Genomic DNA, 26580 nt, shown 5'->3' with positions numbered 1-26580 from the left:
TGCTCATGCATCGCTCCCTGCGCCTGCGTCTCGGCGCTTAGTTCAATACTAGGCGGGCTTCTGCAAGTCAGTGAATTTATGCCGAAAAAAAATTGCCACGGCTGCCCGTCACCCTGCAGCCAAGCATTGACTGCAGGACACCGGCAGAGGCTGTGGCGAAAAGGGCGGGTGATCGAGGCAGGGAAGTAACTAACCGGCCAGTACGACCGGTTAATTCGGGTGGAGCATTGACCCGGAGGGCTACAGCAGGCGGCGACCGTCATCGCGGGTGATCACCACTGTTGAGGAGCGTGGTCGTTTGCCGGGGCCGTCTGGCCAGGTGCTGAGCAAGTTGCTGGCGGTCGAGCCTTCGCCTGGATGCTGGATATTCACGAACAGCGTGCGGAAGTCTGGGGTGGCAGTGATACCGGTAATTTCCGCACCGAGCGGTCCGACCAGAAAGCGCTTCAACTCGCCACTTTTCGGGTCGGCAACCAGCATCTGGTTGTTGCCGAAGGGGCCGCTGCCGAGTTGACTGCCGCTCATGTCGGTTTGAATCCACAGGCGGCCTTCATCATCGAACCACAGGCCGTCTGGACTGGCCAGGCGGTTGTCGGCGCTCAGCGGCTGGCCGTTGGGCCCGACACTGTCGGTCTCCGGTCCGGCGAGCAGGAACAGATTCCAGCTGAAGTGGCGGCCCGCGGAGTGTTTACTGCCTTCACGCCAGCGGATGATGTGGCCATAGGCGTTGGCTGGCCGTGGGTTGGCGGCGTCGGTCTCGCTGCGTGAGCTGTTGTTGGTAAGCGTGAAGTAGACCTCGCCGTTGTCGGGATTCACCGCGCCCCATTCGGGGCGATCCATCTTGGTCGCGCCGACGACATCGGCGGCCAGGCGAGTATTGATCAGCACCTCACCCTGGTCGGCGAAGCTCACTCCAGCCGTTTGGCAGGCTTGTTGAAAGCTCGCATCCTGAAGGTCCAGGGCCAGCCACTCACCGCTACCGTCGGCATTGAAACGGGCGACGTACAGGGTGCCGTGATCCAGAAGCTGGCCATTGCTGCGCCCGGGGCGGTATTTGTCACGGCTGACATATTTGTAGATGTACTCGTTCTGCGAGTCGTCGCCGGAGTAGCAGACCAGCGGCCGCCCCGGCTTAACCGGGGCGAACACCAGGCCTTCGTGGGCGAAGCGGCCGAGTGCGGTGCGTTTGATCGGCTGAGACTCGGGGGCGAAAGGATCTATTTCGACGATCCAGCCGAAGTGGTTGGGTTCGTTGCGGTAGTCGTCACTGGCGCTTGCGCCCGTGCGGGTGGCATCGAAGCGTTCGAACTCATCGCCGGCCACGCTTTCCCAGCCGTAGCGGCTGCTGCTGCGCAGGCCATAACGGCTAAGTTCGCGGGGCAGGCTGGGGTCGTCGCTGGCGAAATACCCGGCCCAGTTTTCCTCGCAGGTCAGGTAGGTGCCCCAGGGCGTGAAACCGTTGGAGCAGTTGTTCAGCGTGCCGCGGGTGGCCGTGCCGGTCGGGCTGTAGCGGGTTTGCAGGAGTACGTGGCCGCGCGCCGGGCCGCTGATCTGCATGGGTGTTGCACCAGTGACGCGGCGGTTGCGAGCACTGGGCAACACTGTCCACTCGCCGCGCGGCCCACGGCAAACTTCCACCACGGACACCCCGTGGGCATTGATTTCCTTGCGCACTTGTTCGGCACTGGTGCGCTTGCCATCCACAACTGTGGGTCCATTGGCGTGGAGCAACCCGGCATCGATGTATTCATGGTTGAGCACCAGCAGGCCGTGATGGCTGTTGCGGCCGTGACCCTGCTGGGCATCGATAGGGAAGAAGTGCATACCATCGTGGTGCATGCCGAGTTGCTCGGCCTGGTCCTGGGCGCTGTTGCTGCCGTCGTCGAGGTAGGCCGGGTAGCGACCGCTAAGCGGGGTGCCCCAGGGTATGAACGGGCTAGCCCGGTAGCCAGCAGGCACGCTGATGGTATCGGCGCGCGTCACGGCCACTGGGACGAACGGTAACTTGCTGCGGCGCTTGAAAGAGAACCCCGCCGGGCCCTGGCTGGCCGGTTCAGCGGCATTGACCGCAGAGGGCAGGACCGCGCCCAGGAATGCCAAGGTACCCAGCGCGGCGCCACCGGCCAACACCTGTCGGCGGGCGAGGCCGCCGCTGATCACCTGGTTGATGTGAGTGTTTGCGCAGTGGTTGCTGAGTAACTCATCACCACTACCGAACAACACCTCGTTGTCACTCTCATGTTGCATGGTCGGCTCCTTGGGCTGATCGACGGAGCCTCGACGCTAAACAAACAACACGACGGAACGATTACAGGACATGTGCCGCAGTGCACAAATCGGGCAGGCACGCAGGTGCTCTAAGTCGCGTGAAGCGTTTGGCGTGAGCAGTATCAGGCTAGGTCACGGCGAGTGATTTTGGCGGGTTCGATCAGCTGCCGAGGTGTGCGGAGCTGGTCATGCGCGGGAAGGGTTTTGGGGAGAACGAGGAGGTCGTTGGTGGAAACAGTAGGTCGCACACATAAAAAAACCCAGCATCGCTGCTGGGTTTTTTTGTACCGGCGCTCAGCCAGAAGACTCGATCCTGGCTGAGTGAGTCAGTTGCGTTTAACCGAACTGATTCATGGTGTTGTCTTTACCACCGGCCTTCAGCGCGGCTTCACCAGCGAAGTACTCTTTATGGTTGTCACCGATGTCGGAGCCAGCCATGTTCTGGTGTTTCACGCAAGCGATGCCCTGGCGCAGCTCTTCACGCTGAACGCCTTTGACGTAGGCCAGCATGCCCTGGTCTGCGAAGTACCCTTTGGCCAGGTTGTCGGTGGACAGCGCGGCGGTGTGGTAGGTAGGCAGGGTGATCAGGTGGTGGAAGATACCGGCCTGAGCCGAACCATCACGCTGGAAGGTCCGGATCTTCTCGTCTGCAACCTGAGCCAGTTCGGTCTGGTCGTACTCGACGCTCATCAGCTGGGCGCGGTCGTAGGCGGAAACGTCTTTGCCTTCAGCGACGAATGCATCGAACACTTGCTGACGGAAGTTCAGGGTCCAGTTGAAGGACGGGCTGTTGTTGTAAACCAGCTTGGCATTCGGAATCACTTCGCGGATGCGGTTAACCATGGCCGCGATCTGGCCAACGTGTGGCTTCTCGGTTTCGATCCACAGCAGGTCGGCACCGTTCTGCAGCGAGGTGATGCAGTCCAGCACGCAGCGGTCTTCGCCGGTGCCTTTGCGGAACTGGAACAGGTTGCTAGGCAGACGCTTAGGACGCAGCAGCTTGCCGCCACGGTTGATGACCACGTCACCGTTACCCAGTTCGGCAGCGGACACTTCTTCGCAATCGAGGAAGGCGTTGTACTGGTCGCCCAGGTCGCCCGGCTGCTTGGTCACGGCGATTTGCTTGGTCAGGCCAGCACCCAGGGAGTCGGTACGTGCAACGATCACGCCGTCATCGACACCCAGCTCGAGGAACGCGTAGCGAACTGCGTTGATCTTGGCGAGGAAGTCTTCGTGGGGAACGGTTACTTTGCCGTCCTGGTGACCGCACTGCTTCTCGTCGGACACCTGGTTTTCGATCTGGATGCAGCACGCGCCTGCTTCGATCATGCGCTTGGCCAGCAGGTAGGTGGCTTCCGGGTTACCGAAACCGGCGTCGATGTCGGCGATGATCGGTACTACGTGAGTTTCGTAGTTATCGATCTTGCCCTGAATTTCAGCGGCCTTGGCAGCGTCGCCAGCAGCGCGGGCAGCATCCAGGTCGACGAACAGCAGGTCCAGCTCGCGGGCATCAGCCTGGCGCAGGAAGGTGTACAGCTCTTCGATCAGGCCGGATACGGCAGTCTTTTCGTGCATCGACTGATCCGGCAGCGGGCCGAAGTCAGAACGCAGTGCAGCGACCATCCAGCCGGACAGGTAGAGGTAGCGCTTGTTGGTGGTCTTCAGATGTTTCTTGATGGAAATCATCTTCTGCTGACCGATAAAACCATGCCAGCAACCCAGCGACTGGGTGTAGACGGAGCTGTCAGCGTCGTACTCGGCCATGTCGTTACGCATGATGGCGGCAGTGTACTTGGCGATATCAAGACCGGTTTTGAAGCGGTTCTGAGCGCGCATGCGGGCGACGGACTCAGGGTTGATAGCGCTCCAGCTGTTACCGGCTGTCTCTTTAAGAGCCGCTACGGCTTTGATGTCGTTTTGATAAGCTGACATGGTCAATCCTTCAAAGTATGTGTTTGGTTGAGCACCGGCTTTCCCACTCAAAACCTGAGTGAACAAGGCTTTGGTTGCGGGGGCTCACCGCAGAACATCGAGAGAGTGACCAGGACGCATTGAAACTGGGAGGAGGGGGTGACGAGACGAACAGTTCGCTGACTACAGCTGCTGCAAATGACCAGGTCATTTGGCGTTTACCGGCTCGTGGATGCCGTTGGACGACTCAGTAGACTGCGATTGCCATGCTGGCTATACGTTAAAACGCTTCCCCGTCCCTCAGGACAACTTCGTTCCAGTCGCAATCTCGTCGAACTGCCTTGTGGGCTTTACAACACGAGCCGTCCCAACGGTAAGTCGGAGAGCGACCCGGGAGGCCCTTTCCAGGGCCCCTGATTAGCGGGAGCGAGGCCATAATGCCTCCGCAGAAAGGGTTCGTCAAACGTTTTGTAGTGGTTTTTTAGCACTACTACATAAGTTCTAAAGCGACTGATGAGTCATGCCGGCCAAGTATTTATTCAACGATTTCGACCTTCACCCGCAAGCTCATGTCTTCGCGGCCCTGGGTTGAGCGTTGCTGTCCAAAGCCCTGTTGATCGACATGGCTTTGCTCGTTGACGCCGCCGATGCTGATCCATTCGCCAAGCCGGCCGCTGACCCGGGTATCGGTGCTTTGCACGTCAATTACCCCTGGCTGTGATGGATTCAGGCGGTCGCGGTTACTGCTGATGCTGATATGCACGATGTCCCCGGTGAGGCTGGCGGTCACGTAGAAACCACGGGTGACGTCGCGGTACTGGGTGTTGTTGTACACCTGGCCGTAGCCGTCGTGGCTGCTGGTGGTAATGGGCACGCTCTGGCCGATCTGAATCAAGGCGGGATAGCCTTCGTTGGTTTGCACCTGTTGCGTGCCACCACCGCGACTGTCGGTGTTGCGACGGATGATGCGTACCTGGTCACGACCGTTGATCTCGCCCTGGCCGATTATCACTTCGGCATTGCCAGCGCCGATCGACCCATCGGTGCGGTAACCGCGATCGGTCTGGTAGGCCGAGTCGGAGCTGTCGACGCTGATCAACAGGCGGCGAGGCTGGGTGTCCAGCTGGCTCAGTAAGGCGCGGATTTCCTCGATCTTCGCCGGCGTGGCATTGACCACCAACTGGTTGCCATAAGCGTTGATGCGGCCCTCATTGCCCAGCACCGATTGCAGCAGCGGGAGCATTTCGTCGGCGGTGTGGTAATTCAGGGGGATGACTTCGGTGGCGGCACTCAATGCCTGGCTGACACAGAACAGCAGGGCGGCGATTAGGGTGCGAGCATTCATAGCAGGAAACTCCGCAAGTCAGGGTCAAGGATGCTGGTATCCCAAGCCAGGTCGAAGGCTCTTTGTTGCAGGCGAACTCGGCCTGGATTCTGGTACAAGGCATAGCCGGCGAACTGGCCGTGTTCGGGGCGCACGAGCATACCGCTGCTATCGGCGAGCAGGAAGCTGGCGTCTTCAGCGGGATAGTCAGGATGCAGCTTGCGAATAAGCAAGTTGCTGGTCAGGCGGCGTGACAGGCTGAGCAGGCGGTGGCCGTCTTTCACGCTGCGGTTGAGATCTTTGACCAGAATGCGCAGGCGATTCTTCGGATTGGCGAGGAGAAACCGCCTGCAGGCCTCCTCGATGCTGCTGTGATGATAGAGCCAGGGCTCCAGGTCATCAGTGTAGATACACAGGCTGCGACGGGCTTGCTGGAGCAGGGCGAGGGCGTGGGCTCGGGCCTCATCGGTCTGACTGAAACGCTCCAGCGGCTGGTGCTCGCCGAGAACGAAGGGGGCGGGTTCACAGCGCGCGCTATCGGTGACCACAGGCTCTGGGTTGTGGACGGCGAAACGCCCCGAAGACTCGAATTCGATAGCAGGAAGCGGTTCTGCCGCGTTGCTGTCGGTTGCGTCTGGCGGGGCGTTCTTGTCGTTCATCCTGACCTCTTGGAGCCTGTGCTTGATTGCCCGAACCAAGGCAAGGAGCGGCAGCACCCATAGGCCCAAGGCAGTAGGTGCAATGTAGCATCAAGCCCTGCGCGGGTAGCGGATCAGTTCTTCTAGTCGCTGTCGCGCACCATGTCCACGTGGGGGATGCCGGCGTCGAGGTATTCACCGCTGACGATGGCAAAGCCTAGCCGTTCATAGAAAGCCGTGGCATGCACCTGGGCACTGAGCATTTGGCGCTGCAGACCACGTTTTTCAGCTTCGGCGATGACCGCGCGCATCAGCGCATCACCGACTTTCAGCCCGCGCCAGTCCTTGAGTACCGACATCCGGCCGATATGCCCGTCGGGCAGCAGGCGCGCCGTACCAATCGGGTAGTCGCCTTCATAGGCTAGAAAATGCGCGGCATCGGCATCCTCTGCGTCCCATTCGAGCTCCGGTGGCACGGATTGTTCGGCGATAAATACCGCTTCGCGAATGCGTCGAAGCTCGGCATTGTCCTTCTGCCAGTCGGCCAGGCGGACGTGAATGCTATTCATTGGCAAACTCCAGGCTGCCTTGCTTGACCAGTTCCCAGAGCAAATTACGCGCGGTTTCGTCGCCCAGCCACTGACCAAGGTTTTCGCTATGTAACGCTTCCGCCGCGCAGACAAGCTTGAGCAGCTCACGCAGACTGGCCGGCAGCAGGCGACTCTGACCGCTGGCGAACAGCACCAGATCTTCGCCGACTTCGGACCAGGCCAGGCGGGCACTGGGGTTGCGGATTAAGACGGCGCCGTCTTGCAGATTGCCGAGGAAGGCTTCCTCATCCATTTCGATGCCGCCGATCAATTCCGGGTAGCGTGGTTCGGTCATGAATTGGCCGAACCAGGTCATCAGCAGCCGCTCGTCGCCCATGTGTTCGTTGAGCAGGTTCTTCAGGCGATCCAGCGAGTCGCGCTGGATCTGGTGGGGATCGCTGGTCGGCTGCGCATCGGCGTCGCTGTAGCGCTCCTCATCGGGCAGGAACTGGCCCAGGAAGTCGGTGAAATGGGTGAGTACTTCGGCGGCGCTTGGCGCGCGGAAGCCTACGGAATAGGTCATGCAATCATCCTCAGCGGTACCACAGTGGGCCAGGAGTGGCGGCAGATACAGCATGTCGCCGGGTTCCAGTACCCATTCTTCAGTTTTATCGAATTCGGCCAGAATTTTCAGATCCGCATGCTCGAGTAATGGGCTCTCGGAGTTGCAGGTCTGGCCTATTTGCCAGCGGCGCTTGCCGTGGCCTTGCAGCAGGAATACGTCGTAATTATCGAAGTGCGGGCCGACGCCGCCACCCGGTGTGGCGAAGCTGACCATGACATCGTCGATGCGCCACTTGGGCAGGAAGTTGAATGACTCCAGCAGTTCGCCGACTTCCGGGACGAACTGATCGACCGCTTGCACCAGTAGGGTCCAGTCACGTTCGGGCAGATCGGCGAAGGCATCCTCGGCGAATGGACCGCGGCGTAGTTCCCAGGGCCGCTCGCCGTGCTCGAGTACCAGGCGCGATTCAACTTCTTCCTCCAGCGCCAGGCCGGCCAGTTCGTCGGGCGAGATCGGGCTCTCGAAGTCGGGCATCGCCTGGCGCACCAGTAGCGGTTTCTTCTGCCAGTAATCACGCAAGAACTCGCGCGCGGTCAGGCCACCCAGAAGTTGCAGTGGAATATCAGGATTCATCGGTAAGCCTTTGAAATGAGTAATTACCCATAAATAAAAACGCCCGGCACAGCCGGGCGTAGGGAGGGCTGTTGCCGCTTAGATGCGCTTGGCCTGAGCCACGGCGTTGCCGATGTAGTTGGCTGGGGTCAGTTGCTTGAGCTCGGCCTTGGCTTCGGCGGGCATGTCCAGCCCGTCGATAAAGCTCAGGAGTGCCTCTGGACTGATGCCCTTGCCCCGAGTCAGCTCTTTCAGCTTTTCGTAGGGGTTTTCGATGGCGTAGCGGCGCATCACGGTCTGAATAGGCTCTGCCAGTACTTCCCAGCAGGCGTCCAGATCTTGAGCAATGCGTTGAGTATTCAGCTCTAACTTGCTGATCCCTTTCAAGCTGGCTTCGTAAGCAATAACGCTGTGGGCGAAACCGACGCCGAGATTGCGCAGCACCGTGGAATCGGTCAGGTCACGCTGCCAGCGCGAGATCGGCAGCTTGCTGGCCAGGTGCTGGAATAGTGCATTGGCGATGCCGAGGTTGCCTTCGGAGTTTTCGAAATCGATCGGGTTGACCTTGTGCGGCATGGTCGAGGAGCCGATTTCTCCAGCAATGGTGCGCTGTTTGAAATAGCCCAGGGAGATATAGCCCCAGATGTCACGGTCGAAGTCGATCAGGATGGTATTGAAGCGGGCAATCGCATCGAACAGCTCGGCAATGTAGTCGTGCGGTTCGATTTGCGTGGTGTAGGGGTTGAACTGCAGGCCCAGGTCGCCCTCGATGAAGGTGCGAGCGTTGGCTTCCCAGTCAATCTGCGGATAAGCCGACAGGTGCGCGTTGTAGTTACCTACTGCGCCGTTGATCTTGCCCAGCAAAGGCACGGCTGCGACTTGGCCGATCTGCCGCTCCAGGCGATAGACCACGTTGGCCAGCTCTTTGCCGAGGGTGGTCGGCGAGGCCGGTTGACCGTGGGTACGCGAGAGCATAGGTACGTCGGCGAACTTCACTGCCAGTTCACGAATCGCTTCGGCGGTCTGACGCATCAACGGCAGCAGCACGTTGTCGCGACCTTCGCGCAGCATCAGTGCGTGGGACAGGTTGTTGATGTCCTCGGAGGTGCAGGCGAAGTGGATGAATTCGCTGACCTTGTCCAGCTCAGGCAGCTTGGCGGCCTGTTCCTTGAGCAAATACTCCACGGCTTTGACGTCGTGGTTGGTGGTGCGCTCGATTTCTTTCACGCGTTCAGCGTGCTCGATGGCGAAGTTTTCCGCCAGTTCGTTGAGCACGGCCTGGGCTTCGGCCGAGAAGGGCGCGACCTCGGCAATGCCGTCGTGGGCGGCGAGGCGCTGCAGCCAGCGCACTTCAACCAGAACGCGGAAACGGATCAGGCCGTATTCGCTGAAAATGGGGCGCAGTGCGCTGGTTTTGCCGGCGTAGCGGCCATCGACGGGGGAAACCGCAGTGAGCGAAGAAAGCTGCATAGAAGGCGTTCTCGGGCAGTCGGGCAACGAAAAGGGCGCATATCATACATGAAAACAGTGCTCGGGCCGCGTTTGGCCGACGGCCGTTCAGCGAGCGTGACGACGAATCGACAGCAGGCTAGAGGCGAAAATCAAGGCAGCGCCGAACAACGATGTCAGGTCCGGGGTTTCGCCCCAGCGCAGCCAGGCGATCAGGCCGGCAAACACGATGGCCAGGTAGGCGACGGGACCGATCAAACCAGGTGGTGCCAGACTATAGGCTTTGGACATGATGATCTGACTGGCGGTGGCGAGCAGGCCGATGAACAGCAGCAAACTCAACTCATGCTGACTCACCGGTTGCCAGGCCCAGGCGAGCGGGAGCGCCGAGATCAATGCACTGAACAGGGAAAAGTAGAAGACCATGCGAAAGGCGGGCTCGGTGTCACTCATCTCGCGAATCGAGACAAAGGCAAAGGCCGCCAGAATGCTGGCTGCCATGCCGATCAGTGCCTGGCTGTCGAGCAGGGCGGCGGAAGGCTTGGCAACCAGCAGCACGCCGAGCAGGCCGATGATGGTGGTGGCAAGGATGCGCTTGCTCAGCGGTTCTTTCAGCCAACACCAGGCGATCAGTGGGGTGAAGACTGGGGCCGAATAGGTGAACAGCATGGCATCGGCCAGTGGCAAATGGGCGATGGCATAAAAGAAGCAGTACATCGCCGCCAGGCCGAAGAAGGTGCGCCACAGATGCGACTTGAGGCGGCCCGTTCTCAATGGACGCGTGCCTTTGAGCAGAATCAGCGGTAGAAACAACAGCACACCGACAAGGTTGCGAAAGAACACCACCGATTCATTGTTGACGCTGATGGAGACTTCGCGCACGCCAACGCCCATCAGCGCGAATAACAGTGCGGAGAGCGCCAGCAGCGCGGCGCCTCGCATGGGGTTGACCATGCGCGCTGCCATGGGTCAGCTACGCAGCAGCGGGTAGAGTTCTTTGAGTAATTTGCCGCGACTTAACACCAGCTGCCAGCGATGGCCACCGAGCTGACGCCACAAGCGTGCCGCGCGAATACCGGCAAGTAACAGGGCGCGGATTTTCGAGGCATTGCTGGGTTGTTGCAGGTGGCGCATGTCACCTTGCACCTGAATGCGCTGACGGAAGGTGCTGATGGTGTCCTGGTACAGGCTGCCGCAGGAGGCGACCACGTTCTCGTGAATCGGCCCGAAGTGCTCGACCTGTTGTTGAATCTGATCGAGGCGTTTGCCCATGACCTGCAGCATGTCGTCGCGCTTGGACAGTTGTCGCTCCAGCGCGAGTAGGGCCAGGGCATAGCGCAGCGGTTCGCGCTGCAGGCTGGCGGGGTCGCGCTCCAGTGAACTGACCAGGGCGCGATAGCCATCGCGCAGGTTGAGATCATCGCCGCCGTAAACATCCAGGGTGTTCTGCGGGTCGCGGATCAATAGGCTACCGAGCATGCAGGCCAGATCGGCTTCGCTGATCTGGCCGGTGCGCGCGAGCTTATCGACCAGTACGGCCGACTCGAAAACCGCGGCCAGTGCCACCAGCTGCTCCTGTGTCGGGGTCATGAGCGTGGGCCCTTGCTGCTCCAGGGTTCGGCTGTTTCGATCACGCCGCCGCCGAGGCAAACCTCGCCGTCATAGAACACTACGGACTGGCCCGGTGTAACGGCTCGTTGTGGCATGGCAAACGAGGCGCGGTAGCCATTGGCGGTCTGTTCCAATGTGCAGGCCTGGTCACTCTGGCGGTAGCGCACCTTGGCGGTCAGTTGGCGTGGGCTGCTGAGGTCGACTGGGTTGACCCAGTAAATCTGCGAGGCAAGCAGGGCGCTGGAGAATAGCCAAGGGTGTTCGTTACCTTGACCAACCACCAATACATTTCTCACTAAGTCTTTCTCCAGGACGTACCAGGGTTCGTCGCTGGCATCTTTCAAACCGCCAATACCCAGACCTTGGCGCTGGCCGATGGTGTGGTACATCAAGCCATGGTGGCGACCGATGACCTCGCCTTCGGTGGTTTCGATATCACCAGGCTGAGCGGGCAGATACTGCTTGAGGAAGTCGCTGAAGCGGCGCTCGCCGATGAAGCAGATGCCGGTGGAGTCTTTTTTCTTCGCCGTGGCCAGCTGATATTTCTCGGCGATGGCGCGCACCTGGGGCTTCTCCAGTTCGCCGACCGGGAACAGGGTCTTGGCGATCTGCTCGCCGCCGACCGCATGCAGGAAGTAGCTCTGATCCTTGTTCGGGTCCAGGCCCTTGAGCAGTTCGGTACGGCCGTGGCTATCGCGGCGGCGCACATAGTGGCCGGTGGCGATGAGATCGGCACCGAGCATCAGCGCATAGTCGAGAAAGGCTTTGAACTTGATCTCGCGGTTGCACAGGATGTCCGGGTTGGGGGTGCGCCCAGCCTTGTACTCGGCGAGGAAGTGCTCGAACACATTGTCCCAGTACTCCGCCGCGAAATTGGCGGTGTGCAGCTTGATGCCGATCTTGTCGCACACGGCCTGGGCGTCGGCCAGGTCATCCATGGCGGTGCAATATTCGGTGCCGTCGTCCTCGTCCCAGTTCTTCATGAACAGGCCTTCGACCTGATAACCCTGCTCCAGCAGCAGCAGGGCAGAAACAGACGAGTCGACGCCGCCGGACATGCCGACGATTACGCGGGTTGCAGTTGGATCGGGCATGGGTTGAGTGTGCAGAGGCTCAAAAGGACGCGATTCTAACAGGGCCGGCTCGTTGCGGCGACTAGCCAGGCGTTAAGCTGGGTCGCGGATCAGGGTTAACGGGAAGCACGCGCCATCCAGGTAGTCGTCGATGCAGCGCAGTACCAGCTCGCTGCGCCAGCGCTCTGGCTGGGCGGCCAATTCGTCGCGAGTCAGCCAGCGTGGACCGATGATGCCTTCATCCAGTGCGAGTTCAGGATGTCGCTGCAGCGCTTTGGCAGCGAAGCAGACGCGCTGATAGGTCACCCCATTGCTGGGGGCTGTATAGAGATAAATGCCGGTGACGCCGGTCAGCTCGACATCCCAGCCGGTTTCTTCGAGGGTTTCGCGTATGGCGGCCTGCAGGAGGCTTTCGTCTGCCTCCAGGTGGCCGGCAGGCTGGTTGAATACTGCACGGCCCTCGGCCAGTTCTTCGACCAAGAGGAAGCGGCCCTGGTCTTCGATGACCGTGGCCACGGTGATATGAGGCAGCCAATTCATAAAACACTACCTGAGCAGATAAATGGTGAGCATAACAGTCGCGCCTGTGCGCTTCTGTCAGGCCGAAAGCAGAAACCCCGGCGCAGGGGCCGGGGTTTCCATGGTGTGACGCCCGTGGGCGCCGGGTATTAGCGCTTAAGCCAGTGCGGCGAGGGCGGCGTTGAAGGTCGCGCTCGGGCGCATGACCTGGCTGGCCAGTTGCGGGTTGGCGCGGTAGTAGCCGCCGATCTCGACAGGCTTGCCCTGGACAGCGTTCAACTCGGCCACGATGGCGGCCTCGTTGTCGCTCAGGGCCTTCGCCAGCGGGCTGAACTGCGCTTGCAGCTCGAGGTCTTCGGTCTGTGCGGCCAGTTCCTGAGCCCAGTACAGGGTCAGGTAGAAATGGCTGCCGCGATTGTCCAGCTCGCCGGTCTTGCGCGAAGGCGACTTGTTGTTGTCCAGCAGCTTGCCGGTGGCCGCGTCCAGGGTTGTGCCGAGCAACTTGGCTTTCGCGTTGTTGCTCTTGATCCCGGTCTCTTCCAGAGACACCGCCAGGGCCAGGAACTCGCCGAGCGAGTCCCAGCGCAGGTGGTTCTCTTCGATCAGCTGCTGCACGTGCTTGGGCGCCGAACCGCCGGCACCGGTTTCGTACATGCCGCCACCGGCCATAAGCGGCACGATGGAGAGCATCTTGGCCGAGGTGCCCAGCTCCATGATCGGGAACAGGTCGGTCAGGTAGTCGCGCAACACGTTGCCGGTCACCGAGATGGTGTCCTGGCCGCGGATCAGGCGTTCCATGCTCACGCGGATGGCTTCGTTGTAGCCCATCATGCGGATGTCCAGACCGTTCAGATCGTGTTCCTGCAGGTAGGCTTCGACTTTCTTCTGCAGTTGGCGGTCGTGGGCGCGTTCCGGGTCCAGCCAGAAGATGGCCGGGGTGTTGGACTGGCGGGCACGGGTCACGGCCAGCTTGACCCAGTCGCGGATCGGCGCGTCCTTGGTCTGGCAGGCGCGCCAGATGTCGCCAGCTTCGACTTCGTGCTGCATCAGCACGGTGCCGTCGGCCAGGACCACGCGCATGCTGCCGTCGGCGGTCATTTCGAAGGTCTTGTCGTGGGAGCCGTATTCCTCGGCCTTCTGTGCCATCAGGCCGACGTTCGGTACGCTGCCCATGGTGGTCGGGTCGAACGCGCCGTTGGTCTTGCAGAAGTTGATCATCTCCTGATAGATGCGGGCGTAGGTGCTTTCCGGCATGACGGCCTTGGCGTCCTTCAGCTTGCCGTCCTTGCCCCACATCTGCCCGGAGCTGCGGATCATGGCCGGCATCGAGGCGTCGACGATCACGTCGCTCGGGATGTGCAGGTTGGTGATGCCCTTGACCGAGTCGACCATGGCCATTTCCGGGCGGCCGCTGTAGCAGGCGTGGATATCGTGGAGGATCTCTTCCTGCTGCGAGGCAGGCAGGTTCTTGATCTTGTCGTAGACGCTGCTCAGGCCGTTATTTGGGTTGACGCCCAGTTCGTCGAACAGCTCGGCGTACTTATCGAACACCTCTTTGTAGTACACGCTGACGGCGTGGCCGAAGACGATCGGGTGGGACACCTTCATCATCGTCGCCTTGACGTGCAGCGACCACATGACGCCGGTCTCCTTGCAGTCCTGCAGGGTCGCCTCGAAGAATTCACGCAGCTTACGACAGCTCATGAACATGCTGTCGAACACTTCGCCTTCTTGCAGGGCGAGCTGCTTCTTGACTTCGACCTGGCCGTCCTTGCCAATAAATTCGATGCGCACGTCACCGGCCTGGGCCATGGTGATCGATTGTTCGCTGGAGAAGAAGTCGCCGCCGCGCATGTAGTCGGCGTGGGATTGCGACGCCATGCTCCACTTGCCCATGGAGTGTGGGTGCTTGCGGACGAAGGCTTTGACTGCCGCAGGTGCGCGACGATCAGAGTTGCCTTCGCGCAGAACCGGGTTGACCGCGCTGCCGAGTACCTTGCTGTAACGGGCCTGGGCGTCTTTCTCGGCGTCGGTCTGCGGGTCTTCAGGGAAGTCGGGAATGTTGTAGCCCTGAGCCTGCAGTTCGGCGATGGCACCCTTGAGTTGTGGTACCGAGGCGCTGATGTTCGGCAGCTTGATGATATTGGCGTCTGGCGTAGTGGCCAGGACAGCCAGCTTGGCGAGATCGTCCTCGGCTTGCTTGTCGGCATCCAGTCGGTCGGCAAAGCTTGCAAGGATGCGCCCTGCAAGAGAGATGTCGCGTGTTTCGACGGCGATGCCAGCAGAGGCTGCGAAGGCTTCTACAATAGGTAGAAGCGAGTAAGTGGCGAGGGCTGGGGCTTCGTCGGTGAAGGTATAGATGATCTTCGAACGGGTGGACATTTAGGGTTAACTCTCTTCTTCGCTGAGCGTACACAAGCCCTCGACATGCGCAGGTAGGCGCCGTGGTTCGCTGTGTGAGCGAGCCGGAAGTCGAGGACTTGCCGCGGTGATGTTGGATGCACCAGTAGAGTGTCGAGCACTTCGAGCCGTCGAGTCGCGGTAGCAATTCGGCAGATTCAAGAGGCGGACGTCTCGTTCAAGACAGTCAGCCCCTTATGACTCGTTAGTCACCTAAGCAGTATACCACTGCGACTGTGCGTCGCAGAATGCCCTTGTGCATAAGACCAACGAACATATGGTTTCGCTCGATTCAACTGAGTTACTCTCGGGCGATGCGCACTGTTTAACCACAAGACGGAGTCCAGCATGGGATACCAAAAGATCCAGGTGCCAGCAACCGGTGACAAAATCACCGTCAATGCCGATATGTCCCTCAATGTACCGAACAATCCGATCATCCCTTACATCGAGGGTGATGGCATCGGCGTCGACATCAGCCCGGTGATGATCAAGGTCGTTGATGCGGCTGTCGAAAAAGCCTACGGCGGCAAGCGCAAGATTTCCTGGATGGAAGTTTACGCTGGCGAGAAGGCCACCCAGGTTTACGATCAGGACACCTGGTTGCCGCAGGAAACTCTGGACGCTGTCAAAGACTACGTCGTTTCCATCAAAGGCCCGCTGACTACGCCCGTCGGTGGTGGTATCCGCTCCCTAAACGTAGCGCTGCGTCAGCAGTTAGACCTGTACGTCTGCCTGCGCCCCGTGCGCTGGTTCGAAGGCGTGCCTAGCCCGGTGAAAAAACCCGGCGATGTCGACATGACCATCTTCCGCGAAAACTCCGAAGATATTTATGCCGGTATTGAGTGGAAAGCCGGTTCACCGGAAGCAGACAAGGTCATCAAGTTCCTCAAGGAAGAAATGGGGGTAACCAAGATCCGTTTCGATGAAAACTGCGGCATTGGCGTCAAGCCGGTTTCCAAGGAAGGCACCAAGCGTCTGGCGCGCAAGGCGCTGCAGTACGTGGTTGATAACGACCGCGACTCGCTGACCATCGTGCATAAAGGCAACATCATGAAGTTCACCGAAGGTGCCTTCAAAGAGTGGGCCTACGAAATTGCGGCCGAGGAGTTCGGCGCAACCCTGCTCGATGGCGGTCCTTGGATGCAGTTCAAGAACCCGAAAACCGGTAAGAATGTCATCGTTAAAGATGCTATCGCCGACGCCATGCTGCAGCAGATCCTGTTGCGTCCGGCCGAATACGATGTGATTGCCACTCTGAACCTCAACGGTGACTACCTGTCCGACGCTCTGGCGGCCGAGGTGGGTGGCATTGGCATCGCTCCGGGCGCCAACCTGTCCGACACCATCGCCATGTTCGAGGCGACCCACGGTACGGCGCCGAAGTACGCGGGCCAGGACAAGGTCAACCCGGGTTCGCTGATCCTCTCTGCCGAAATGATGTTGCGCCATATGGGCTGGGTAGAAGCTGCCGACCTGATCATCAAAGGTACCAATGGCGCTATCTCGGCCAAGACCGTGACCTACGACTTCGAGCGCCTGATGGAAGGTGCCAAGCTGATGTCGTGCTCGCAGTTCGGCGACGCCATGATCACTCACATGTGAGTGATCAGCGGTGTCTAGTCCTGAAATAGGTTTACACCTGTTTCACTCTCAAAACGCCCGGTGCACCGCATCGGGCGTTTTGTATTTCAAGGCCAGATGTGGCCGCTCTTCGTTATAAATAGCCACCGATTCGCCCACCATCTTCCGAGCCTCTGCCAGGTCTTTTGGCCGACGCAGCAGGAATTCCATCTTCAAAATACCGTTCACTCGCTCGGCCATCGCGTTTTGGTAACAGTCGTACCCGTCGGTCATTGAACAGGTAATGCCATGCTTGATGTGCAACTGCTGATAAAGGTCTGAGCAGTACTGGGCGCCGCGGTCAGAATGATGGATCAGAGGTTGGTCTGTTTCTCTCTCGCTGACAGCGCTCTTCAGAGCCTTGAGCACCGACTCCGTGTGCAACGTCTCATGCACGTGATGCCCTACGATTTTGCGTGAGAAGGCATCGGTCACCAGGCTTAGGTACGCTACATTTTCCTGGGTCGGCAGGTAGGTTATGTCGGCGACCCAAACTTGTTCAGGGCCCGTAGCAACAACCTGTGCTGGGCCGTCTTTTAGCAGATTGGGATGGCGTCGGAAGCGATGATGGCTGTGGGTGGTTTTGTGATAAGCACGTTTGCGTGGCACCAGTTCACGCGCCTCTCGCAGGATTGTGAACAACCGATCTCGCCCGACTTGCAGCGATGTTCTAGCTTCAATATGCAGTAAATGGTGCAGCTTGCGCGTTCCTAGCCGGGGCTGGCGGCGACGCTTTTCCAAGACAAAATCCAGCACGCCTTGATCGTGTTGGGCGCGGGCCTCGTATGCCCGGATTCGCTTGTAATAAGCCTGGCGCGAAATTTCCATAAACAGGCAAGCCCTAGTGATGCTCAGGCCTTCGATTTGCCCTTGCGAGAGGACTTGCCGGGTCGCTTTTTTACGATAGAAACGCCGTAGTCGTTTTTCAGAACGTTCACGACAGCTTCAAAAAATTGAGCCTTCTGGTTGCTCATCGTGAGCTGTTCTTCAAGCTCCTTGATCCGCTGTTCAGGCGTCAGTGGTGTGGATGGCTTGTGCACGGCGCGGGTTCTCTGAACTCGAATGGATGCGCCTTGGCTCCAGTCCTGTCGACCATGTTTGCGTAACCAAACCAGCACTGTCGAGCTACCCTGGATGCCATAGCGGGTTTGAGCGTCTTTATAACTCAACTCGCCTTTTTCAACTTGATCTACAACCGCCAATTTAAAAGCCAAGGTGTAATCGCGCTGACTGCGCCTTTTCCCCGAATCCATTGCGCCCTCCTGAAAATAGGTCAGAAGGTGTAAACCTTATTCAGGGCGGGACACGGTAAGAAAAAAGGCCGGTCATTGACCGGCCTTTTTCATGAGAAGGTGATGCCCTGGTGGTTAGACTTCAACCGTATTTCCGTGAGGTAGGTTGGCCGTAGCCGATGCTTCGGCAGGGATAGAAATCGCACTGATATTCACGGCGTGGAGCCCTTTAGGGCCCTGAATTATATCGAAACTCACCGACTGACCCGCTTTGAGCGTTTTATAGCCCTCCATCTGGATCGCCGAGTAGTGGGCGAACAGGTCCTCATCTCGGCCGTCGGCCAGGATAAATCCATAGCCCTTGGCGTTGTTGAACCACTTGACCTTACCGCTAAGCATGCTCATATCCCTCTGCAAAGGACCCCATCACTGGAGTATCATCCACTTCGATTCCGCGCATTAATCAACCGGGTTGGGCGAGGGCGCGGAATCTCTCATACCCTGAATGGGTATTTATTGTTTGTAACACCGTTTTGCCGATAGTCAAGGCGATGCTGCAACTGGCTGAGAAGCCGTTCAAACTCCTTCTAGTCCCTGTCTTCGTCCAACCACGAACCTTTTCCCCACATGCATGCAAGTAGCCAGATTCGACTAACATTCAATCAGGATCGCCCAGCAACGCATGAGGACGATTCTTTCGGTCTTGCCGTTCAGGAATCTAAACCGGCGTTACAGGCACCACCGCTGTACAAGGTGGTCATATTCAATGACGACTACACACCTATGGATTTCGTAGTCGAGGTGCTCGAGGTGTTTTTCAACCTAAATCGGGAGCTGGCGACCAAGATGATGCTGACCGTCCACACAGAGGGGCGGGCAGTTTGCGGAGTGTTTACCCGCGACATTGCCGAAACAAAGGCGATGCAGGTCAACCAATACGCGAGAGAATGCCAGCATCCATTACTCTGTGAGATCGAGAAGGACGGTTAGCGCCGGCCGCTTGGGCATGAGGTGAAGCTATGTTAAATCGAGAGCTCGAAGTCACCCTCAATCTGGCCTTCAAAGAGGCTCGCACCAAGCGTCATGAGTTCATGACGGTTGAGCACCTCCTGCTGGCTCTACTGGATAACGAAGCCGCCGCCAGCGTATTGCGCGCATGCGGCGCCAGCCTCGACAAGTTGCGGCATGATTTACAGGAGTTCATCGACTCCACTACGCCACTGATTCCTCTGCATGACGAAGAGCGCGAAACTCAGCCGACCCTGGGCTTCCAGCGTGTTTTGCAGCGCGCGGTATTCCATGTGCAAAGCTCTGGCAAGCGCGAGGTTACGGGCGCCAACGTATTGGTGGCGATTTTCAGTGAGCAGGAAAGCCAGGCCGTGTTTTTGCTCAAGCAACAGAGTGTCGCGCGGATCGACGTGGTCAACTTCATCGCTCATGGCATTTCCAAGGTGCCGGGGCATGGCGGCCACTCTGACGCCGATCAGGAGATGCAGGACGAAGAAGGCGGGGAGTCCTCGACCTCGGGTAACCCGCTGGATGCTTACGCCAGCAACCTCAACGAGCTGGCGCGTCAGGGGCGGATTGATCCTCTGGTCGGTCGTGAGCTTGAGGTGGAGCGCGTGGCGCAGATCCTCGCGCGGCGGCGCAAGAACAACCCGCTGCTGGTTGGTGAGGCTGGGGTCGGCAAGACCGCCATTGCCGAGGGCCTGGCCAAGCGTATTGTCGACCAGCAGGTCCCGGATTTGCTGGCGGATAGCGTGGTCTATTCGCTGGACCTGGGGGCCTTGTTGGCTGGCACTAAATACCGTGGCGATTTCGAGAAGCGCTTCAAGGCGCTGCTCAATGAGCTGCGCAGGCGTCCGCATGCGATTCTGTTTATCGACGAAATCCACACCATCATCGGTGCGGGTGCGGCTTCGGGTGGAGTAATGGATGCGTCCAATCTGCTCAAGCCGATGCTTTCTTCGGGTGAGATTCGCTGCATCGGCTCGACTACCTTCCAGGAGTTTCGTGGCATTTTCGAGAAGGATCGTGCCCTGGCGCGGCGCTTCCAGAAAGTCGATGTGGTCGAACCCTCCGTTGAGGACACCGTTGGTATTCTGCGTGGCCTGAAGGCGCGTTTCGAGCAACACCACAGTATCGAGTACAGTGATGAGGCTTTGCGTGCAGCCGCGGAGCTGGCCTCGCGTTACATCAATGATCGTCATATGCCTGACAAGGCCATCGATGTGATTGATGAGGCAGGTGCCTATCAGCGTCTGCAGCCGGTGGATAAGCGCGTCAAGCGCATTGAGGTGGCGCAGGTCGAGGATATCGTGGCTAAGATTGCGCGAATTCCGCCTAAGCATGTCAGTAGTTCGGACAAGGAGTTGCTGCGTAACCTTGAGCGCGACCTCAAGCTCACGGTGTTTGGTCAGGATGCGGCCATTGACTCACTCTCGACGGCGATTAAATTGTCGCGCGCCGGTCTCAAGGCGCCTGATAAGCCTGTCGGTTCTTTCCTGTTTGCCGGTCCTACCGGGGTCGGTAAAACCGAGGCGGCGCGTCAGTTGGCCAAGGCCTTGGGGATTGAGTTGGTGCGCTTCGATATGTCCGAGTACATGGAGCGGCATACTGTTTCTCGCCTTATCGGCGCTCCGCCGGGTTATGTCGGCTTCGATCAGGGTGGTTTGCTGACCGAGGCGATCACCAAGATGCCCCATTGCGTATTGCTACTCGATGAAATCGAGAAGGCTCATCCAGAAGTCTTCAATCTGCTGCTGCAGGTTATGGATCACGGCACGCTGACCGACAACAACGGGCGCAAGGCAGATTTCCGCAACGTCATCCTGATTATGACCACTAACGCGGGCGCGGAGACCGCGTCGCGGGCCTCTATTGGCTTCACTCATCAAGATCACTCGTCCGATGCCATGGAAGTGATCAAGAAGAGCTTTACGCCAGAGTTCCGTAACCGTCTGGATACCACTATCCAGTTCAGCCGCCTGAGCCATGAGGTGATCAAGAGCATCGTCGACAAGTTTCTCACCGAGTTGCAGGCGCAGCTTGAGGACAAGCGCGTCATGCTCGAGGTCAGCGATGCGGCGCGCAACTGGTTGGCGGAAACAGGCTACGACGTGCAGATGGGCGCTCGGCCGATGGCGCGCTTGATTCAAGACAAGATCAAGCGCCCGCTCGCGGAAGAAATTCTGTTCGGTGAGTTGGCCGAGCATGGTGGCGTGGTGCATATCGATATCAGCAATGGCGAACTGACTTTCGACTTTGAAACCACTGCCGAAATGGCTTGAGGGCTATTTTCCACAAACAAAAACGCCCGGCTATGCCGGGCGTTTTTACTGGTGCTTAAACTTAGCGAGCGCGGTAGGTGATACGACCTTTGCTCAAGTCATAAGGTGTCAGCTCAACGCGAACCTTATCGCCAGTCAGAATGCGGATGTAGTTCTTGCGCATTTTTCCGGAGATGTGCGCGGTAACGACGTGCCCGTTTTCCAACTCCACACGAAACATGGTGTTGGGCAGGGTGTCGACGACAGTGCCTTCCATTTCGAAGCTGTCTTCTTTCGACATGCAGTAAAGCCCTCGGTATCCAATGAATGGCCCGGTGCAACTGGCCCCAGGCAAAAGCGGCGTGCATTGTGCCCGAAAATAGAGGTTTCCGCCAAGGAAATCAGGTAAGCGTGACCCAGCGTTGATTGACGAACAGTTCAATCGGGCGGTATTGCGTCTTGTAATTCATTTTTCGGCAGTTTTTGATCCAGTAACCGAGATAGACAGCATGTAGGCCTCGGCGTGCGGTTTCGGAAATTTGCCAAAGTATGGCAAAGCGGCCCAGGCTGCGACGTTCTTCGTTAGGATCATAGAATGTATAAACCGCAGAAAGCCCGTTGGGCAGGGCGTCGGTTACTGCGATTGCCATTAGCCGGCTGTTCTTGCGGAACTCGAAGAAGCGGGAAAATGGCAAATCACGCACTAGAAAGGTAGAGAACTGCTCGCGGCTGGGAGGGTACATATCGCCATCGGCATGTCGCTGCTCGATGTAGCGGGCATACAGGTCGTAGTACTCCTCGGTGAATGCCGGGCGTACAGCGCGCACCTGCACGTCGAGGTTACGTTTGATGATCCGTCGTTGTTGGCGGTTAGGGTTGAACTGGGCGGCGGGGATGCGGGCCGGTACGCAAGCTGTGCAGTGTTGGCAGTGGGGGCGATAAAGGTGATCGCCGCTGCGGCGAAAACCCATTTCCGAGAGCTCGGCGTAAACGTCTGCATCCATCGGCTGGCTGGGGTCCAGGAACAGTGTCGTGGCCTGTTCTTCTGGCAGGTAGCTGCACGGATGAGGCTGGGTGGCGTAAAACTTCAAGCGGGCCAGCTCGGTCATGGTCGAGTCTCGGAGGAAGCCTAAAGTAAGTGTATGCCAGGCCGTCGTGCGCGACTAGAAAAGCCAGTTCGCATTACTGGGCTGGTCGAGATGGCATTTCAGATAGCCACTGAAGTCCGCGCGGGTGATGGCGCGGGCGCCGAAACTATGCAGATGCTCGGTTGGCATCTGGCAGTCGATAAGCACAAAGTTCCAGGTTTTCAGGTGCTCGACCAAGGTGGCAAAGCCGACCTTGGAGGCATTGTCGGCACGACTGAACATCGATTCACCAAAAAACAGTTGGCCCATTGCCAGTCCGTACAGCCCTCCGACCAGCTCGCCGTTGCGCCAGACTTCGACCGAGTGGGCGATGCCTCGCTTGTGCAGCTCAAGATAGGCCTGCTGCATATCCGTGGTAATCCAGGTGCCGTCGGTATATTCGCGCGGCGCGGCACAGGCCTGGATGACGGCAGCAAAGGCTTGGTCGAACGTCACCTGATAGCGTGCTTGGCGCAACACCTTGAGCAGGCTGCGCGAGATATGTAACTCATGTGGGAAAAGCACGGTGCGCGGGTCGGGCGACCACCAGAGGACGGGCTGGCCTTCTTGGTACCAGGGGAAGCAGCCGTGGCGATAGGCCTGAATCAAGCGATCGGCACTCAGATCGCCGCCCGCGGCGAGCAAACCATTGGGTTCGCGCAGGGCCTTGCTCAGGGGTGGGAAACTCAGTGAGTCGCGTTGTAGCCAGGTCAGCATTTAGCGCAGCCGGAAGAGGGTAGGGCGGATGTCAGGAGTCTGTCGAATTTAATCCTGCCCTGCTGCGGGCGCTCAAATCCGACAGGCTCCTAGGCACCCGCCCAGGGGCTATCAGTTGTCGTCGAGGAACTTCTCGACATCCAGTGCTGCCATGCAGCCCGCACCCGCTGAGGTGACCGCTTGACGGTATACGTGGTCGGCGACGTCGCCGGCGGCAAAAACGCCCTCGATACTGGTTGCGGTAGCATTGCCTTCGCTGCCGCCCTTGATCAGCAGGTAGCCGTCGCGCATTTCCAGCTGGCCCTGGAACAGGTCAGTATTGGGCTTGTGACCGATGGCGATGAATACGCCGGTCAGTGGCAATTCTTTGGCTATCCCGCTGGTCGTATCTTTCAGGCGCACTCCGGTCACGCCGCTTGCATCCCCCAGCACTTCATCCAGGGTATGGTTCCAGTGCAGGTGAATGTTGCCGTTGGCAGCTTTGTCGAACAGCTTGTCCTGCAGGATTTTTTCCGAGCGCAGTTTGTCGCGACGGTGGACCAGGTGCACTTCCTTGGCGATATTGGCCAGGTACAGTGCTTCCTCCACGGCAGTGTTGCCGCCACCGATGACGGCAACCACTTGGTTGCGGTAGAAAAAACCGTCACAGGTGGCGCAGGCTGAAACACCCTTGCCGGCAAAGGCTTCTTCCGAGGGCAGTCCTAGGTACTGAGCCGAGGCACCGGTGGCAATGATCAAGGCATCGCAGGTGTAGGTGCCGCTGTCACCAGTAAGGGTGAAAGGGCGAGTCTGCAACTCGGCCGTATGGATGTGGTCATAGATGATCTCGGTATCGAAACGCTCGGCGTGCTTCTGCATGCGTTCCATCAGTACCGGGCCGGTCAAGCCTTCAACGTCACCTGGCCAGTTATCCACTTCGGTGGTTGTGGTGAGTTGGCCGCCAGGCTCGATACCAGTAATGACTACAGGTTTGAGGTTGGCGCGAGCGGCGTACACGGCAGCGCTATAACCGGCAGGGCCGGAGCCTAGGATGATCAGGCGTGAATGCTTGACTTCGCTCATAAAAACACCTCATAAGCCTTTGTCACAAAAGAGAATGCATGCTCCAATTGAGCCGCACGGAAGATGATGCTGGCTATGCTACACCGAAGCAGGGGGCGAACGGGAGTCAGCGACACCAGGCTTCGACCCTGCAGTGATTACCACAGTTGGGCTGCGTGGCAGCAAACGGGCAAACCCGTACAATAGGCCTCATTTTCGCCGTTAACCGATGATTCGGCGCGCCCGCCGGCGCAGGAATAGATGCGTTTTGAAGAATTCTAGCTCTACAGCTCAGGCACCGATCTGGCGCCAGCAACTGCCCTACCGACTGAAAGAGGGTGCCCTGATTGCCCTTGGCGCACTCTGCCTTTATCTGTGGATGGCGTTGCTGACTTACGATGCAGCCGATCCAGGCTGGACCCACACCAGCAATGTTGAGCAGGTGCACAATGCCGCCGGTCGCGCGGGTGCATGGTTCGCCGATATCCTATTCATGGCCCTGGGCTATTTTGCCTATCTGTTCCCGCTATTGCTCGGGCTCAAGACTCTGCAAGTGTTCCGAGATCGCCACAAGCCCTGGCACTGGAGTGGCTGGTTGTTTTCCTGGCGATTGATCGGCTTGGTATTCCTGGTGCTGTCGGGGGCGGCGTTGGCCGATATCCATTTTGACGCCGGTTCGAGCATGCCGGCCTCTGCAGGCGGCGCCTTGGGGGAAAGTATTGGTCAGTTGGCTGAAGATGCTCTGAATGTGCAAGGCAGTACCCTGCTGTTCATTGCGCTATTTCTCTTTGGTTTGACGGTCTTTACCGATTTGTCTTGGTTTAAGGTGATGGACCTGACCGGCAAGATCACCCTGGATTTGTTCGAGCTGATTCATAGTCTAGTCAACCGCTGGTGGAGTGCGCGTGTCGAGCGCAAACAGCTGGCCCTGCAGTTACGAGAAGTCGATGAGCGGGTTAACGACGTAGCGGCCCCGATGGTGCATGACCGTCGTGAACAGGCCAAAGTCAAAGAGCGCATGCTTGCTCGTGAGGAAACCCTGAGTAAGCACATGAGCGAGCGTGAGAACCGTTCCGCGCCAATCATTACCCCACCTGCTGCAGCGAAAACAGCGGAGCCGAGCAAGCGTGTACTGAAAGAAAAGCAAGCGCCATTGTTCGTCGATAGCGCAGTAGAGGGCACGCTTCCGCCAATTGCTATCCTTGATGTGGCGGAAAAGGTACAGAAGAAGTACTCGCCGGAATCTCTCGAGGCCATGTCGCGCCTGCTGGAGATCAAGCTCAAGGAGTTTGGTGTCGAGGTGCTGGTCGAGTCGGTTCATCCAGGTCCGGTGATTACGCGCTTTGAAATACAGCCAGCCGCTGGGGTAAAAGTCAGCCGTATTTCCAACCTGGCTAAAGACTTGGCCCGTTCGCTGGCGGTGATCAGTGTGCGGGTGGTGGAAGTCATTCCGGGTAAAACCACAGTTGGTATCGAAATCCCCAACGAAGACCGGCAGATCGTGCGCTTCTCTGAGGTGCTGTCCTCGACCGAATATGATGAAGCCAAGTCGCCGGTGACTCTGGCCCTCGGGCATGACATCGGCGGCAAGCCGGTGATTACCGACTTGGCGCGCATGCCGCATCTGCTGGTAGCGGGCACCACCGGCTCGGGCAAGTCGGTGGGGGTCAACGCGATGATTCTGTCGATCCTGTTCAAATCCACGCCGGAGGAGGCGCGGATGATCATGATCGACCCGAAAATGCTCGAATTGTCGATCTACGAAGGTATCCCGCACTTACTCTGTCCGGTCGTGACTGACATGAAGGAGGCGGCCAATGCTCTGCGTTGGAGCGTGGCCGAGATGGAACGGCGCTACAAGCTGATGTCGAAGATGGGCGTGCGTAACCTGGCAGGCTTCAATCGCAAGGTCAAAGACGCCATTGATGCCGGCCAGCCGCTAGAAGATCCGCTGTACAAGCGCGAAAGCATGGAGGACGAAGCGCCGCTGCTGAAGCCTCTGCCAACTATCGTGGTGGTGGTCGACGAATTCGCTGACATGATGATGATCGTCGGCAAGAAGGTCGAAGAATTGATCGCGCGCATCGCGCAAAAGGCGCGTGCTGCAGGAATCCACCTGATTCTCGCCACCCAGCGGCCGTCGGTGGATGTGATCACCGGCCTGATCAAGGCCAACATTCCGACTCGTATGGCCTTCCAGGTGTCGAGCAAGATCGATTCGCGTACCATTCTCGATCAGGGTGGCGCCGAACAGCTGCTGGGTCATGGTGACATGCTCTACCTGCCGCCCGGTACCGGCTTGCCGATCCGGGTCCATGGTGCCTTCGTTTCCGACGAAGAGGTGCATCGTGTCGTCGAAGCCTGGAAGCAGCGCGGTTCGCCGGACTATATCGAAGACATACTCGCGGGTGTCGAAGAGGCCGGTAGCGGCTTCGACGGCAGTAGCGAAGGTAGCGGCGAGGGCAGTGAGTCGGACCCGCTATATGACGAGGCCGTACGCTTTGTTACCGAGAGCCGTAGGGCCTCGATTTCCGCGGTACAGCGCAAGCTGAAGATTGGCTACAACCGTGCCGCGCGGATGATCGAAGCCATGGAAATGGCTGGCGTGGTGACGTCAATGAATACCAACGGCTCGCGCGAAGTGATCGCGCCGAGCCCCGTTCGCGACTAA

At 58.8% G+C, this 26580-nt stretch carries 22 protein-coding genes; 4 read left to right on the top strand and 18 right to left on the bottom strand.

Going from position 1 to position 26580, the window contains the following annotated elements:
- Window positions 1-240: 240 nt before the first annotated feature.
- From TMS3_RS16270 to TMS3_RS16215, 12 genes are all read right to left on the bottom strand, one after another.
- On the bottom strand, window positions 241-2247 hold the full coding sequence (locus TMS3_RS16270; protein ID WP_025166343.1) for a PhoX family protein: 2007 nt from the start codon (window positions 2245-2247) through the stop codon (window positions 241-243).
- Between the two features lie 357 nt (window positions 2248-2604).
- The gene (locus TMS3_RS16265; protein WP_025166342.1) at window positions 2605-4200 is read right to left on the bottom strand and encodes an isocitrate lyase; all 1596 of its coding nucleotides are present in this window, start codon (window positions 4198-4200) and stop codon (window positions 2605-2607) included.
- 514 nt (window positions 4201-4714) lie between these two features.
- Window positions 4715-5524 carry a secretin N-terminal domain-containing protein gene (locus tag TMS3_RS16260; RefSeq protein ID WP_025166341.1) on the bottom strand — a complete coding sequence of 270 codons (810 nt, stop codon included), beginning with the start codon at window positions 5522-5524 and terminating at the stop codon, window positions 4715-4717.
- A complete protein-coding gene (locus TMS3_RS16255; protein ID WP_025166340.1) occupies window positions 5521-6162 on the bottom strand; it encodes a DUF7931 domain-containing protein in 642 nt (213 codons plus the stop codon). The genes TMS3_RS16260 and TMS3_RS16255 overlap by 4 nt, the downstream gene beginning before the upstream one ends.
- A gap of 122 nt (window positions 6163-6284) precedes the next feature.
- Window positions 6285-6710, bottom strand: coding sequence for a GNAT family N-acetyltransferase (locus tag TMS3_RS16250; RefSeq protein WP_025166339.1), 426 nt, complete (start codon window positions 6708-6710; stop codon window positions 6285-6287).
- The gene (locus TMS3_RS16245) at window positions 6703-7869 is read right to left on the bottom strand and encodes a ribosomal protein uL16 3-hydroxylase (protein ID WP_025166338.1); all 1167 of its coding nucleotides are present in this window, start codon (window positions 7867-7869) and stop codon (window positions 6703-6705) included. Before TMS3_RS16245 ends, TMS3_RS16250 begins: the two co-directional genes overlap by 8 nt.
- 78 nt (window positions 7870-7947) lie before the next feature.
- On the bottom strand, window positions 7948-9318 hold the full coding sequence (purB, locus tag TMS3_RS16240) for an adenylosuccinate lyase (protein WP_025166337.1): 1371 nt from the start codon (window positions 9316-9318) through the stop codon (window positions 7948-7950).
- A gap of 87 nt (window positions 9319-9405) precedes the next feature.
- Entirely contained in the window at window positions 9406-10251 is an 846-nt protein-coding gene (locus TMS3_RS16235) for a DMT family transporter (protein WP_235576647.1), read from the bottom strand.
- 15 nt (window positions 10252-10266) lie between these two features.
- Window positions 10267-10887 carry a high frequency lysogenization protein HflD gene (hflD, locus tag TMS3_RS16230; RefSeq protein WP_025166335.1) on the bottom strand — a complete coding sequence of 207 codons (621 nt, stop codon included), beginning with the start codon at window positions 10885-10887 and terminating at the stop codon, window positions 10267-10269.
- On the bottom strand, window positions 10884-12002 hold the full coding sequence (mnmA, locus tag TMS3_RS16225; protein WP_029866419.1) for a tRNA 2-thiouridine(34) synthase MnmA: 1119 nt from the start codon (window positions 12000-12002) through the stop codon (window positions 10884-10886). Before mnmA ends, hflD begins: the two co-directional genes overlap by 4 nt.
- Before the next feature lie 72 nt (window positions 12003-12074).
- A complete protein-coding gene (locus TMS3_RS16220; RefSeq protein WP_025166333.1) occupies window positions 12075-12521 on the bottom strand; it encodes an NUDIX hydrolase in 447 nt (148 codons plus the stop codon).
- Window positions 12522-12656: 135 nt separating this feature from the next.
- On the bottom strand, window positions 12657-14882 hold the full coding sequence (locus TMS3_RS16215) for an NADP-dependent isocitrate dehydrogenase (RefSeq protein ID WP_025166332.1): 2226 nt from the start codon (window positions 14880-14882) through the stop codon (window positions 12657-12659).
- 366 nt (window positions 14883-15248) lie between these two features.
- Between TMS3_RS16215 and icd the strand changes: the two genes are divergently transcribed.
- Complete coding sequence (gene icd / locus TMS3_RS16210; protein ID WP_025166331.1) at window positions 15249-16505, top strand: NADP-dependent isocitrate dehydrogenase; 1257 nt, start codon at window positions 15249-15251, stop codon at window positions 16503-16505.
- A gap of 48 nt (window positions 16506-16553) precedes the next feature.
- On the opposite strand, the gene TMS3_RS16205 is transcribed toward icd, so the two are convergent.
- Both TMS3_RS16205 and cspD read right to left on the bottom strand, forming a co-directional pair.
- A protein-coding gene (locus TMS3_RS16205) for an IS3 family transposase (protein WP_200929682.1) occupies window positions 16554-17776 on the bottom strand; the annotation gives its coding sequence in 2 pieces (ribosomal slippage) (window positions 16554-17425 and window positions 17425-17776; 1224 coding nt in all).
- Between the two features lie 114 nt (window positions 17777-17890).
- Entirely contained in the window at window positions 17891-18154 is a 264-nt protein-coding gene (gene cspD / locus TMS3_RS16195) for a cold shock domain-containing protein CspD (protein WP_025166329.1), read from the bottom strand.
- 228 nt (window positions 18155-18382) lie between these two features.
- On the opposite strand from cspD, the gene clpS reads away from it, so the two are divergent.
- Window positions 18383-18745, top strand: coding sequence for an ATP-dependent Clp protease adapter ClpS (clpS, locus tag TMS3_RS16190; protein ID WP_025166328.1), 363 nt, complete (start codon window positions 18383-18385; stop codon window positions 18743-18745).
- Window positions 18746-18774: 29 nt separating this feature from the next.
- Window positions 18775-21045 carry an ATP-dependent Clp protease ATP-binding subunit ClpA gene (gene clpA, locus TMS3_RS16185; RefSeq protein ID WP_025166327.1) on the top strand — a complete coding sequence of 757 codons (2271 nt, stop codon included), beginning with the start codon at window positions 18775-18777 and terminating at the stop codon, window positions 21043-21045.
- 61 nt (window positions 21046-21106) lie between these two features.
- Here clpA and infA read toward each other — a convergent pair whose 3' ends face one another.
- The 4 genes from infA to trxB all read right to left on the bottom strand — a co-directional run bounded on the left by infA (window position 21107) and on the right by trxB (window position 23930).
- Window positions 21107-21325, bottom strand: coding sequence for a translation initiation factor IF-1 (gene infA, locus TMS3_RS16180; protein ID WP_002553999.1), 219 nt, complete (start codon window positions 21323-21325; stop codon window positions 21107-21109).
- 100 nt (window positions 21326-21425) lie between these two features.
- Window positions 21426-22133: an arginyltransferase gene (locus TMS3_RS16175; protein ID WP_025166326.1), complete on the bottom strand. Its 708-nt coding sequence runs from the start codon at window positions 22131-22133 to the stop codon at window positions 21426-21428.
- 54 nt (window positions 22134-22187) lie between these two features.
- Complete coding sequence (gene aat / locus TMS3_RS16170; RefSeq protein ID WP_025166325.1) at window positions 22188-22868, bottom strand: leucyl/phenylalanyl-tRNA--protein transferase; 681 nt, start codon at window positions 22866-22868, stop codon at window positions 22188-22190.
- Between the two features lie 111 nt (window positions 22869-22979).
- Window positions 22980-23930, bottom strand: a complete 951-nt coding sequence (trxB, locus tag TMS3_RS16165; RefSeq protein WP_025166324.1) for a thioredoxin-disulfide reductase — start codon at window positions 23928-23930, stop codon at window positions 22980-22982.
- Between the two features lie 247 nt (window positions 23931-24177).
- Between trxB and ftsK the strand changes: the two genes are divergently transcribed.
- A complete protein-coding gene (gene ftsK / locus TMS3_RS16160) occupies window positions 24178-26580 on the top strand; it encodes a DNA translocase FtsK (protein WP_025166323.1) in 2403 nt (800 codons plus the stop codon).

This window comes from Pseudomonas taeanensis MS-3 (genome assembly GCF_000498575.2).
Lineage (GTDB): Bacteria > Pseudomonadota > Gammaproteobacteria > Pseudomonadales > Pseudomonadaceae > Aquipseudomonas > Aquipseudomonas taeanensis.
This window is presented reverse-complemented; position numbering and strand designations above follow the sequence as displayed.